The organism is Streptomyces sp. NPDC059861, from assembly GCF_042731435.1.
In the GTDB taxonomy this organism is placed as follows: domain Bacteria; phylum Actinomycetota; class Actinomycetes; order Streptomycetales; family Streptomycetaceae; genus Streptomyces.
Window position 1 is genome coordinate 24,128 of the sequence record NZ_JBHWJQ010000043.1, and the last position, 11,820, is coordinate 35,947.

Consider the following 11,820-nt stretch of genomic DNA (forward strand, 5'->3'; position numbering starts at 1 on the left):
TCGCAGCTCATGTCTTCTGCAAAGAACGGCTCGACTTCCGTCATCGTCGCGGGTGCCCGCACCCCGATGGGACGGCTGCTCGGTTCGCTGAAGTCCTTCTCCGGAGCCGACCTCGGCGGCTTCGCGATCAAGGCCGCCCTCGACCGCGCGGGAATCGGCGGCGACCAGGTGCAGTACGTGATCATGGGCCAGGTGCTCCAGGCCGGGGCCGGGCAGATCCCGGCGCGCCAGGCCGCGGTCAAGGCCGGGATCCCGATGAGCGTCCCGGCACTGACCATCAACAAGGTGTGCCTCTCCGGCCTCGACGCCATCGCCCTCGCCGACCAGCTGATCCGCGCCGGCGAGTTCGACGTGGTCGTGGCGGGTGGCCAGGAGTCCATGACGAACGCCCCGCACCTGCTGCCGAAGTCCCGCGAGGGCTTCAAGTACGGCGCGGTCGAGATGCTCGACGCGATGGCCCACGACGGCCTGACCGACGCCTTCGAGAACATCGCCATGGGCGAGTCCACGGAGAAGCACAACACCCGGCTCGGCATCGCCCGCCCGGAGCAGGACGAGATCGCCGCGCTGTCCCACCAGCGCGCCGCCGCCGCGCAGAAGAACGGCATCTTCGAGGCCGAGATCACCCCGGTCGAGATCCCGCAGCGCAAGGGCGAGCCGGTCGTCTTCAGCAAGGACGAGGGCATCCGCGGCGACACCACGGCCGAGTCGCTGGGCAAGCTGCGCCCGGCGTTCGCCAAGGACGGCACGATCACCGCGGGCTCGTCCTCGCAGATCTCCGACGGCGCGGCCGCGGTCGTGGTGATGAGCAAGGCGAAGGCCGAGGAGCTCGGCCTGGAGTGGATCGCGGAGATCGGCGCGCACGGCAACGTCGCGGGCCCCGACAACTCCCTCCAGTCCCAGCCGTCCAACGCCATCGGGCACGCCCTGAAGAAGGAGGGCCTGGAGGTCTCGGACCTCGACCTGATCGAGATCAACGAGGCCTTCGCCGCTGTCGCCGTGCAGTCAATGAAGGACCTCGGGGTGTCCAGCGAAAGGGTGAACGTCAACGGCGGCGCCATTGCCCTGGGTCACCCGATCGGGATGTCCGGGGCCCGTCTCGTACTCCACCTGGCGCTGGAGCTGAAGCGGCGTGGCGGCGGCGTCGGCGCGGCGGCGCTGTGCGGTGGTGGCGGTCAGGGTGACGCGCTGATCGTGCGGGTACCGAAGCACTGAGCAGTCGTCAGTCTGTTTTGTCGGTGATGTGAACGGAGCTGTGATGCAGGACGTCTCCACGCTGGTGGCCCAGGCGAGAGAGGGCCGGCCGCGTGCCGTGGCCCGGTTGATCTCGCTGGTGGAGGGGGCGTCCCCGCAGCTCAGGGAGGTCATGGCGACGCTGGCCCCCCTGACCGGCGGGGCGTACGTGGTCGGCCTCACCGGCTCCCCGGGCGTCGGGAAGTCCACCACGACCTCGGCGCTGGTGACGGCGTACCGCAAGCAGGGCAGGCGGGTCGGCGTCCTGGCGGTCGACCCGTCGTCCCCGTTCTCGGGCGGAGCCCTGCTCGGTGACCGGGTCCGGATGTCGGACCACGCCTCCGACCCCGGCGTCTACATCCGCTCCATGGCCACCCGGGGCCACCTCGGCGGCCTCGCCTGGGCCGCGCCGCAGGCGATCCGCGTGCTGGACGCGGCGGGCTGCGACGTGGTCCTCGTCGAGACGGTGGGCGTCGGCCAGTCGGAGGTGGAGATCGCCTCCCAGGCCGACACCTCGGTCGTCCTCCTCGCCCCCGGTATGGGCGACGGCATCCAGGCGGCCAAGGCCGGAATCCTGGAGATCGGCGACGTCTACGTCGTCAACAAGGCGGACCGCGACGGCGCCGACGCCACGGCCCGCGAACTGAACCACATGCTCGGCCTCGGCGAGTCCCGCGCCCCCGGCGACTGGCGCCCGCCGATCGTCAAGACGGTCGCCGCACGCGCCGAAGGCGTCGACGAGGTCGTGGAGGCGCTGGAGAAGCACCGCGCCTGGATGGAGGAACGGGGCGTCCTGACGGAGCGCCGGCTGTCCCGGGCCTCCCGCGAGGTCGAGACCATCGCGGTCACGGCGCTGCGGGAACGCATCGCGGACCTCCACGGCGACCGCCGCCTGAGCGCGCTCGCGGAACGGATAGTGGCCGGCGAACTGGACCCCTACCGCGCGGCGGACGAGCTGGTGGCGGGGGTCACGGACGGGGCGTGAGCCCAGGGCGCCGCCCTGGGGGCAGTGGGTCCCTGGGGGTGGTGGCCCCCAGGGACCCTGGCCCCGGACGCGGTCAGTCCTCGCCGCGGTCGTCACCGTGGTCGTCGTCGTCCTTGCCGTTGTCGTCGTCCTGGTCCTGCTGCTTGCCGTTGTCGTCGTTCCGGTCGTCGGCCTGGTCCTCCGCCCGGTCGTCGGAACGGTCGTCCGCACGGCTTTCGACCCGGTCGTCCGCGCGGTCGTCGGCCCGGCCACCACGGTCGTCGTCCCGGTCGTCGCCCTGGTCGTCGTCCCGGTCCGCGGTGACCTGGCCCGACTTCAGGTCGACGTTCCAGTGGCCCTCCTTGCCGTCCGTGCCGCCGGTCTCGACGTCCCACGAGTTCACCCGGTCGTCGTCATCGAGGTCCACCGAGGTGACGAACCCCTTCGCGGACGCGGCGTTCGCCGCCTCCACCGCGGTGACCTGGGCGCCCTTCAGCGCGGCCCGGTCGTCCCGGTCGTCGTCACCGTCGTCGTCCCGGTCGGCCGACGTGCCGAGCACCCTCCCCGACGCCGGGTCCACGTGCACCGTGTACGAGGTCGTGCCCTGGCCGAGCACCTCGACCTCCCAGCCCCGCCGGTCGTCGCCCCGGTCGTCGCGGTCGTCGTCGCTGTCGTCACTGTCGTCGTCGAGGTCCGCCGAGACCGCGGTCCCCGGCCGCGCCTTCAGCGCCGCCTCGACGGCCTCCGCGGCCGTCACCTGCGCGCCGTGGACGGCGCTGCCGTCGTCGTCCCGGTCGTCGGCCTCTTGGTCGTCCCGCTGATCGGCGCCCACCGCGTCGGTGGACGCGGACGCGGTCGGCGTACCCGGCGAATCGCCGCCGCTGCCCGCGAACGCCAGGGTCGTACCACCGCCGATCACGGCGGTCGCGACCACTGCGGCGATGACGATGTTGCGCTTCATGGGTTCCTCCCCGAGTTCGAGCTTGTCGTTGCGACGTCCACCACGCTGCCGTCCGACGCCTGAAGCCACGCTGAAGCCGCCTGAAGATCACTTCAGGTTGGGTTTGCGACCCTTGGCGCATGCGGCTGCTGATCGTGGAGGACGAGAAACGCCTCGCGCTGTCCCTGGCCAAGGGCCTGACGGCGGAGGGCTATGCCGTGGACGTCGTCCACGACGGCCTGGAGGGCCTGCACCGGGCGGCCGAGTCGCCCTACGACCTGCTCGTCCTCGACATCATGCTGCCCGGCATGAACGGCTACCGCGTCTGCTCCACCCTCCGCGCCGCCGGCAACGACGTGCCGATCCTGATGCTCACCGCGAAGGACGGCGAGTACGACGAGGCGGAGGGCCTGGACACGGGCGCCGACGACTATCTGACCAAGCCTTTCTCCTACGTCGTCCTGGTCGCCCGCGTCCGCGCCCTGCTGCGCCGCCGCGGCCAGCACGGCGCCTCGCCGGTCCTCACGGTCGGCCCCCTGCGCGTCGACACCGCCGCCCGCCGGGTCACCCGTGACGACGACGAGATCGCCCTGACCGCGAAGGAGTTCTCCGTGCTGGAGCAACTCGCGGTGCGGGCCGGCGAGGTGGTGTCCAAGGCGGAGATCCTGGAGCACGTCTGGGACTTCGCGTACGAGGGCGATCCGAACATCGTCGAGGTGTACGTCAGCGCGCTGCGCCGCAAGCTGGGTGCGGGGCTGATCCGTACGGTGCGGGGCGCCGGCTACCGGCTGGAGGCGCCGAGATGAGCCGGCTGTTCGGTTCCGTCCGGGCCCGGGCCACGCTCGGTGCCACACTCGTCGTCGCCGTGGCCCTGATCGCCGCGGGGGCCGCCGTCCTGCTGTCCCTCTACTCCAACCTGACCGAGCAGGCCGGAACCGAGGCGGAGCGCTCCGCCCGGACGGTCGCGGCCGATCTGGCCGGCGGCAAGCGTGCCGACCAGCTGTCCCTGGACGACGACGACCGTCCCGTCCAGGTCGTCGCCGAGGACGGCACGCTGGTCGCGGCCAGCGAGAAGCTGGAGCGCATCAGCGGCACGGGCACGAACGCCGTCCGGCCGCAGAAGCAGCCGCCGCCCACCCCCGAGCCGGGCACCGGCTCGGGCGACGACGACTCCGACGACTCGGGCCGCTCGGGCGACGACGACTCCGACGACTCCGGTGACGATCCGGGTGACGACGACTCCGCCGGGGCCACGCTCCAGCCGGGCGAGATCGCCGAGGAGTCGTCCATCACGGACGGCTCGGCGACCATCGACGGCGACCAGGCGGACTACCGGTTCGCGAAGGTGCAGGTCGAGGTCCCCGGCCAAGGCACCTACACCGTGTACGCGGGCGGTCCGCTGGCCGCCGAGCAGAACGCCGTGAGCACCGCGCAGACCGTGATGCTGATCGGCTTCCCCCTGTTGCTCGGCGTCGTCGCCGGGGTGACCTGGCTGGTGACCGGGCGCGCGCTGCGCCCGGTGGAGGGCATCCGCAGCGAGATGGCGGAGATCACCGCCTCCGAGGACCTCTCCCGGCGGGTCCCCGAACCGGGCACCCACGACGAGGTCGCCCGCCTGGCCCGCACCACCAACGAGACGCTGGCCGCCCTGGAGACCTCGGTGGACCGCCAGCGGCGTTTCGTCGCCGACGCCTCGCACGAGCTGCGCAGCCCGATCGCCTCCCTGCGCACCCAGCTGGAGGTGGCGGCGGCCCATCCGGAGTTGCTGGACCTGGACGGCGCGGTCGAGGACACCGTACGACTGCAAAGGCTCGCCGCCGATCTGCTGCTGCTCGCCCGGCTGGACGCGGGGGAGCGGCCCACCGGCACGCGGGTCGACGTCGCCGAGCTGGCGCGTGAGCAGGCCGCGGGCCGCACGGGCGTGTCGGTCGACGCGGAGTCGTTCGAAGTGGCCGGATCGCGCGGGCAGCTGGGGCGGGTGCTGGCCAATCTGCTGGACAACGCCCAGCGGCACGCTCGCTCGGCGGTCACCGTGGCCGTACGGCGGGACGGGGGCCGGGCGGTCGTCCAGGTCGCGGACGACGGGGACGGCGTACCCCGGGCGGACCGGGAGCGGATCTTCGAGCGGTTCGTACGGCTGGACGACGCCCGCAGCCGGGACGAGGGCGGCGCCGGTCTCGGTCTCGCCATCGCGCGCGACGTCGCGGCCCGGCACGGCGGCACCCTCACGGTCCATGACGCGCCGGCAGGCGGAGCCCTGTTCGAACTCCGCCTGCCGCTCGCCTAGGACTTCGCTGTCAGGGCCGGCCGCGCTGCCCGCGCAGATGGTCCGCGATCGGCCTCAGGGCCTTGTCGAGTTCGGTGAGGGAATCGGAGGGCAACAGGTCGATGAAGTGCCGCCGTACGGACGAGACATGGTGGGGCGCGACCTTCTGCATCGTCTCCATGCCGTGGTCGGTGAGCACCGCGTACAGCCCGCGGCGGTCGGACTCGCAGTTCTCGCGCCGCACCAGGTCGGCGTTCTCCATGCGGGTGATCTGGTGCGAGAGGCGGCTCTTGGACTGCATGGTGGCGGAGGCGAGATCGCTCATCCGCATCCGCAAATCGTCCGACTCGGAAAGATTCACCAGGATCTCGTAGTCGTTCATCGTCAGGCCGAACGGCTGTAGGTCCTTTTCGAGCTGGTACGTCAACAGCCTGTTGACCTCCAGGTGGGTGCGCCAGGCACACTGCTCCGCATCGGTCAGCCAGCGCGTGGCCGTCTCGGTCTCCATGAATGAAGTCTACCTAAGAGGTTGAAATGTGAACTACTGAGGGTGGTGTGACAGTGCGCACGCGTTCGACGTCACACTCCGCAGACTACCGCTCACAGCCCGAAGCGACGCTGGAGGTCCCCCAGCTGTCCGGGAAGGCGCGGTGCGCCGGCTTGCGGTCCATGCCCTCCGGTCACCCCGCCACCACCGGGTACGCCGGCCTGGTGCGGGACCGTTCCCGTGGCCTGCTCGGCCATCAGGTTCTCGGTCGACTGGAGCAGGACCGTACCGGCTCCCACGAACTCGAACTGATGCTCCTCCCCGGAGGCCCCGCCGAGGCCTGTCATCGCACGTAGACCGCCCATTACGCCCGTCATGTAGCCATGGTCGTAGTGGTGGCACGGCGAGGGGCAGTCGGCCCAGCCGACAAGCGCTTGCGGGTCCACCCGGATCGGCGGCTCCATGAACACCACCGGACCGTTAGATGCGGCCACGAACTTTCCGGTTCCGATGAGCGTGAGAAAGCCCGGCACGATCGACTGCTTCAGCGCGAGAGTTGGCTGAAAAGCGAGCAGGTTGCCCGAGCGAATGGTCAGGTTGCCGTCTTCCAGATCGTAGGAATTCACGTCGAAGGCCCGGTCGGCGAGGAGCATCTTGCCCGAGCCCTCCGCCACGACCCAGTCCGCGGCGTGCAGTGGCGAATGGAACGACGTACGGACAAGACGGTCCAATCGCCCGTGCCCGACGCCGTTGAAGTCGATCGATCCGTAGTAGGCGATCATCTTCCCCTTCTGCAGGAACCACTGGGTCCCCTTCAGCTCCACGCAGAAGGTGTAAGCGTTCACGTTCTCGTCGGCGGGCAGCGTCATCGGGTCGTGCACGACGGGCCCGGCGCCCGGAGTTCCGTAGGTCACAGCTTCTCCTCCGAGGCCTGGACGTACACCGCGCCGCTGCCGCTCAGCTCCAGCTGGAACGCCTCGCCGGAGCCGCGCCCCACCATGTCCCGCCAGCCCAGCGCGGTGGAGAGCTTGTTGCGCACGTCCCCGTGGTGGGCGACATAGGCCTGCGGGTCGACGTGCACCGGACGCTGCGGGCTGATCGGGATCTCGAAGACCCCGCCGTGGGCCATGACGGCCACCGAACCGTGCCCCTTGAGCGTCGTCGTGAACAGCCCCTGCCCGGTGACCTGCCCCCGCACCATCCCCATCACCCCGCCCTGGGAGCCCATGAACATCGTCCCCTGCTGGAGGCTTCCCTCGAAGGCGAGCAGCCGGTCCGCCTCGACGCAGAGCGTGTCCCCGGTGAGGTCGATCACCTGCACGTGATGCCCGCCGTGCCCGAACAGCACGGTGCCGCTGCCCTCCACGGTCATCAGCGGGGTGTCCTCGTTCGCGACCCGGCGCCCGATCATCGACATGATGCCGCCCTGGCCACCGCCCATGTTGGGGGTGAAGGACACCTCGCCCTTGTAGGCGAGCATGGCGCCGCGCTGGCTGAACAGCCGCTGCCCCGGCATGACGGTCGCCTCGACCATCTTCGAATTGACCTCGCGGAAGCCCATGTCACACATCCCCCGCGATCGTGTTCCGCTCACTGGGCTGGACGTACACGAGCCCGTCCCCCTCGAACCGCATCTGGAACGCCTCGCCCCCGCCCTCTCCCATCAATGTGCGGAAGGTCACGCCGGACTGGAACGACTGCCGCAGGTTCCCCTGGTGCGCCACATACGCCCCCGGGTCCACGGTCAGGGGGTACTGCGCGCTGACCCGCAGCACCACCGCCGGCCCGTCCGACATGATCGCCGCCTGCCCGTGCCCCTCGACGGTCGTCGTGAACAGCCCGTTGCCCTGCGAGGCGCCGCGCAGCCCCGTGAAGGACGTGCCGGTCCGCAGCCCGCCGTCGGTCGCGAGCAGATTGCTCGACTCCACGTAGAGCCTGTCGTTCTGGAGACTCACCAGGTTGATCTCCGAGGCCCGGTCCGCGAACCAGCACGTCCCCTGCCCCTTCACCTCCATCAGGGTCATCTGCTCGCCGGTGATGCGCCGGGTCACCATCCCCCGTATGCCCTCACCGCCGCCGCTCAGCTTCTTGAAGGCCATCTGCCCGTCGTACGCGACCATCGAGCCGTTCTTCGCCTTCACGGCGTCCCCGGTCATGTCGACGGCGAGCACCTTGCTGCCTTGAAGTCGGAACATCGCCACGGATGTGAAGGTATCGCCCGATTGGCTCCGCCGACAGAGTCAGTTTCCCGGGACGGACCCCGACCGCACCCCTAGGGGAGCCGGACCCGGACCCCCGGGCCCTCGCCCGCCCGGCCGTTTGCCACAATGGCGGAGCGATTGTGCGTCCGTTCACAAAGCGACCCGCCTCGTCAGCGAATCTCCCACCGAAGGTGACCCGTGGATCTCAAGACCGCCACCGCCCTCCGCCGCCTCCGCCTGGTCTCGGCCCCGGAGGCCGTGTCCTTCCTGATCCTGCTCCTCTGCTCGGTGCTGAAGCGGACCACGGAATTCAACGCGGTCCCCGTGATGGGCGCGGTCCACGGCGTCCTGTTCATCCTGTACGTGATCTTCTGGGCGGACGCCTGGAACCGCGCCAAGTGGAGCTTCGGCACGGGCGCCCTCTACTTCGTCCTCTCCGTGCTTCCCACCGGCGGCTTCTTCGCCGAGCGCAAACTGCGCCGCGAGGCCGAGGACGCGGTGATCGCGGAGCGTGCCCGTAAGGAAGGGGCCGTGAGCGCGTGATCGTCGCCTTTTCCGTCACCCCCCTCGGTGTCGGCGAGGACGTGGGGGAGTACGTCGCCGACGCCGTCCGCGTGGTGCGCGAGTCCGGCCTGCCGAACCGTACGGACGCGATGTTCACGTCCGTCGAGGGCGAGTGGGACGAGGTCATGGCCGTCGTGAAGCGCGCGGTGGCCGCCGTGGAGGCGAGGGCGCCGCGGGTGTCCCTGGTCCTCAAGGCGGACATCCGCCCCGGCGTCACGGACGCCCTCACGTCCAAGGTCGAGACGGTGGAACGCCACCTGGCCCCGTAGCGGCACCGGGAAGGACCCCGGCCCGGTCCACCGGCCGGGGTCTTCCCGCGCGTACCGATACGCGAGACAGGGCTGACCACGATATGACCGGCGGGTAAGGTCTGGTGACGTGCCGAAGCCGCTCAGCCTTCCCTTCGACCCCATCGCCCGCGCCGACGAACTCTGGAAGCAGCGCTGGGGCAGCGTGCCGTCCATGGCCGCGATCACCTCGATCATGCGGGCGCACCAGATCCTGCTCGCCGAGGTCGACGCGGTGGTCAAGCCGTACGGCCTGACGTTCGCGCGCTACGAGGCGCTGGTGCTGCTCACCTTCTCCAAGGCGGGCGAACTGCCGATGTCCAAGATCGGCGAGCGGCTCATGGTGCACCCGACCTCCGTCACGAACACCGTCGACCGCCTGGTGAAGTCGGGCCTGGTGGCCAGGCGCCCCAACCCCAACGACGGCCGCGGCACTCTCGCCGTGATCACCGAGAAGGGCCGCGAGGTGGTCGAGTCGGCCACCCGCGACCTGATGGCGATGGACTTCGGCCTGGGTGCCTACGACGCGGAGGAGTGCGCGGAGATCTTCGCCATGCTCCGCCCCCTGCGCGTCTCGGCGAACGACTTCGAGGAGCAGTGACCCGACGGAAGATCGCCCGGAACGGGCCGTTACGCTCGATCGCATGAAAAAGAGCGTGCTGACCCGCTACCGCGTCATGGCCTACGTCACCGGTGTGCTCCTGGTCCTGCTGTGCCTGTGCATGATCGCCAAGTACGGCCTGAAGATGGACGGTGCCGCGGACGCGACGCAGGTCGTCTCCATCGCGCACGGCTGGTTGTACGTGGTCTACCTCGTCTTCGCCTTCGACCTGGGCTCCAAGGCGAAGTGGCCGGTCGCCAAGCAGGTGTGGGTGCTGCTGGCGGGCACGATCCCGACGGCGGCGTTCTTCGTCGAGCGGAAGATCTCCCGCGAGCTCGACGCCCAGGTCACGCAGGACTCACCCGCCCCGGTGAAGGCCTAGCCGCAACCGCCGTCTCCCGCCGTACACGGGTGCGTGCGGCGGCAGCCGTTCACCCGACTGCTCGGACGCTCCAACAAATCAGCCGCCAGCCGTCGACATTTACTAGGACGTCCTAGTAAATTCGAAGGTATGGACGCTGACGCCATCGAAGAGGGCCGCCGACGGTGGCAGGCCCGGTACGACGCGGCGCGCAAGCGCGACGCGGACTTCACCACGCTCTCCGGCGATCCCGTGGAGCCGGTGTACGGGCCCCGCCCCGGGGACACCTACGAGGGCTTCGAGCGGATCGGCTGGCCGGGGGAGTACCCCTTCACGCGTGGCCTGTATCCGACCGGCTACCGAGGGCGCACGTGGACGATCCGGCAGTTCGCCGGCTTCGGCAACGCCGAGCAGACCAACGAGCGCTACAAGATGATCCTCGCGGCCGGCGGCGGCGGCCTCTCGGTCGCCTTCGACATGCCGACCCTGATGGGCCGCGACTCCGACGACCCGCGCTCGCTCGGCGAGGTCGGCCACTGCGGGGTGGCCGTCGACTCGGCCTCCGACATGGACGTGCTCTTCCGCGACATCCCGCTCGGCGACGTCACCACGTCGATGACGATCAGCGGCCCGGCGGTCCCGGTCTTCTGCATGTACCTGGTCGCCGCCGAGCGCCAGGGCGTCGACCCGTCCGTCCTGAACGGCACGCTCCAGACGGACATCTTCAAGGAGTACATCGCCCAGAAGGAGTGGCTCTTCCAGCCCGAGCCGCATCTCCGCCTGATCGGCGACCTGATGGAGTACTGCGCGACGCGCATCCCGGCCTACAAGCCCCTCTCCGTCTCCGGCTACCACATCCGCGAGGCCGGCGCGACGGCCGCGCAGGAGCTGGCGTACACGCTCGCGGACGGCTTCGGGTACGTGGAGCTGGGCCTGAGCCGTGGGCTCGACGTCGATGTCTTCGCCCCGGGCCTGTCGTTCTTCTTCGACGCCCACCTCGACTTCTTCGAGGAGATCGCCAAGTTCCGCGCCGCGCGCCGCATCTGGGCCCGCTGGATGCGGGACGAGTACGGCGCCACGTCCGACAAGGCCCAGTGGCTGCGCTTCCACACCCAGACCGCCGGTGTCTCGCTGACCGCCCAGCAGCCGTACAACAATGTCGTCCGTACGGCGGTGGAGGCGCTGGCCGCGGTCCTCGGCGGCACGAACTCCCTGCACACCAACGCGCTCGACGAGACCCTCGCACTGCCGTCCGAGCAGGCCGCGGAGATCGCCCTGCGGACCCAGCAGGTCCTCATGGAGGAGACCGGCGTCGCCAACGTCGCCGACCCGCTGGGCGGTTCGTGGTTCGTCGAGCAGCTGACCGACCGTATCGAGGCCGACGCGGAGAAGATCTTCGACCAGATCAGGGAGCGCGGCCTGCGGGCGCACCCCGACGGCCGGCACCCGATCGGCCCGATCACCTCCGGCATCCTGCGCGGTATCGAGGACGGCTGGTTCACCGGCGAGATCGCCGAATCCGCGTTCCGCTACCAGCAGTCCCTGGAGAAGGGCGACAAGAGGGTCGTCGGCGTCAACGCCCACACCGGCTCCGTCACCGGCGACCTGGAGATCCTGCGGGTCAGCCACGAGGTGGAGCGCGAGCAGGTACGCGCGCTGTCCGCGCGCCGCACGGGCCGCGACGAGGCGGCCGTCCGCACGGCACTCGGCGCGATGCTCGACGCCGCACGCGACGGCACCAACATGATCGAGCCGATGCTGACGGCCGTTCGCGCCGAGGCGACCCTCGGCGAGATCTGCGACGCCCTGCGCGACGAGTGGGGCGTGTACACGGAGCCGGCGGGCTTCTAGGCCCGACGAGGACCCCGGCCGACGACACAGCGGTCCGGACTCCGGCACGGCAGCCGAGAGCCCGG

At 70.4% G+C, this 11,820-nt stretch carries 14 protein-coding genes; 9 read left to right on the forward strand and 5 right to left on the reverse strand.

All coding sequences use genetic code 11. The features are described from left to right. Positions 1-9: 9 nt before the first annotated feature. Together ACFV6X_RS29995 and meaB are read left to right on the forward strand one after the other, a co-directional pair. The gene (locus ACFV6X_RS29995; protein ID WP_385388720.1) at positions 10-1,215 is read left to right on the forward strand and encodes an acetyl-CoA C-acetyltransferase; all 1,206 of its coding nucleotides are present in this window, start codon (positions 10-12) and stop codon (positions 1,213-1,215) included. Between the two features lie 43 nt (positions 1,216-1,258). Then, positions 1,259-2,218, forward strand: a complete 960-nt coding sequence (gene meaB / locus ACFV6X_RS30000) for a methylmalonyl Co-A mutase-associated GTPase MeaB (RefSeq protein ID WP_385388723.1) — start codon at positions 1,259-1,261, stop codon at positions 2,216-2,218. Between the two features lie 73 nt (positions 2,219-2,291). Here the strand turns inward: meaB and ACFV6X_RS30005 are convergent, their stop codons facing one another. Next, entirely contained in the window at positions 2,292-3,158 is an 867-nt protein-coding gene (locus tag ACFV6X_RS30005; RefSeq protein ID WP_385388726.1) for a PepSY domain-containing protein, read from the reverse strand. 119 nt (positions 3,159-3,277) lie between these two features. Here ACFV6X_RS30005 and ACFV6X_RS30010 point away from each other — a divergent pair, with 119 nt between their 5' ends. Both ACFV6X_RS30010 and ACFV6X_RS30015 read left to right on the forward strand, forming a co-directional pair. Continuing rightward, the gene (locus ACFV6X_RS30010; protein ID WP_385388729.1) at positions 3,278-3,943 is read left to right on the forward strand and encodes a response regulator transcription factor; all 666 of its coding nucleotides are present in this window, start codon (positions 3,278-3,280) and stop codon (positions 3,941-3,943) included. Then, a complete protein-coding gene (locus tag ACFV6X_RS30015; protein WP_385388731.1) occupies positions 3,940-5,424 on the forward strand; it encodes an ATP-binding protein in 1,485 nt (494 codons plus the stop codon). The genes ACFV6X_RS30010 and ACFV6X_RS30015 overlap by 4 nt, the downstream gene beginning before the upstream one ends. A gap of 10 nt (positions 5,425-5,434) precedes the next feature. Here ACFV6X_RS30015 and ACFV6X_RS30020 read toward each other — a convergent pair whose 3' ends face one another. From ACFV6X_RS30020 to ACFV6X_RS30035, 4 genes are all read right to left on the reverse strand, one after another. Further along, positions 5,435-5,911, reverse strand: a complete 477-nt coding sequence (locus tag ACFV6X_RS30020; protein ID WP_385388734.1) for a MarR family winged helix-turn-helix transcriptional regulator — start codon at positions 5,909-5,911, stop codon at positions 5,435-5,437. Positions 5,912-6,003: 92 nt separating this feature from the next. After that, positions 6,004-6,759, reverse strand: a complete 756-nt coding sequence (locus tag ACFV6X_RS30025) for an AIM24 family protein (protein WP_385388809.1) — start codon at positions 6,757-6,759, stop codon at positions 6,004-6,006. Positions 6,760-6,800: 41 nt separating this feature from the next. Further along, the gene (locus ACFV6X_RS30030) at positions 6,801-7,451 is read right to left on the reverse strand and encodes an AIM24 family protein (protein WP_385388737.1); all 651 of its coding nucleotides are present in this window, start codon (positions 7,449-7,451) and stop codon (positions 6,801-6,803) included. Position 7,452: 1 nt separating this feature from the next. Next, positions 7,453-8,085: an AIM24 family protein gene (locus ACFV6X_RS30035; RefSeq protein WP_385388811.1), complete on the reverse strand. Its 633-nt coding sequence runs from the start codon at positions 8,083-8,085 to the stop codon at positions 7,453-7,455. A gap of 204 nt (positions 8,086-8,289) precedes the next feature. On the opposite strand from ACFV6X_RS30035, the gene ACFV6X_RS30040 reads away from it, so the two are divergent. From ACFV6X_RS30040 to ACFV6X_RS30060, 5 genes are all read left to right on the forward strand, one after another. Then, on the forward strand, positions 8,290-8,634 hold the full coding sequence (locus ACFV6X_RS30040; RefSeq protein WP_385388740.1) for a DUF3817 domain-containing protein: 345 nt from the start codon (positions 8,290-8,292) through the stop codon (positions 8,632-8,634). Next, the gene (locus ACFV6X_RS30045) at positions 8,631-8,924 is read left to right on the forward strand and encodes an MTH1187 family thiamine-binding protein (RefSeq protein WP_385388742.1); all 294 of its coding nucleotides are present in this window, start codon (positions 8,631-8,633) and stop codon (positions 8,922-8,924) included. The genes ACFV6X_RS30040 and ACFV6X_RS30045 overlap by 4 nt, the downstream gene beginning before the upstream one ends. A gap of 109 nt (positions 8,925-9,033) precedes the next feature. After that, the gene (locus ACFV6X_RS30050) at positions 9,034-9,543 is read left to right on the forward strand and encodes a MarR family winged helix-turn-helix transcriptional regulator (protein ID WP_385388745.1); all 510 of its coding nucleotides are present in this window, start codon (positions 9,034-9,036) and stop codon (positions 9,541-9,543) included. A gap of 43 nt (positions 9,544-9,586) precedes the next feature. Next, positions 9,587-9,925: a DUF3817 domain-containing protein gene (locus ACFV6X_RS30055; RefSeq protein WP_385388748.1), complete on the forward strand. Its 339-nt coding sequence runs from the start codon at positions 9,587-9,589 to the stop codon at positions 9,923-9,925. A 129-nt stretch (positions 9,926-10,054) separates the two neighbouring features. Further along, positions 10,055-11,755, forward strand: a complete 1,701-nt coding sequence (locus tag ACFV6X_RS30060) for a methylmalonyl-CoA mutase (RefSeq protein ID WP_385388751.1) — start codon at positions 10,055-10,057, stop codon at positions 11,753-11,755. The last annotated feature ends 65 nt before the right edge of the window (positions 11,756-11,820 follow it).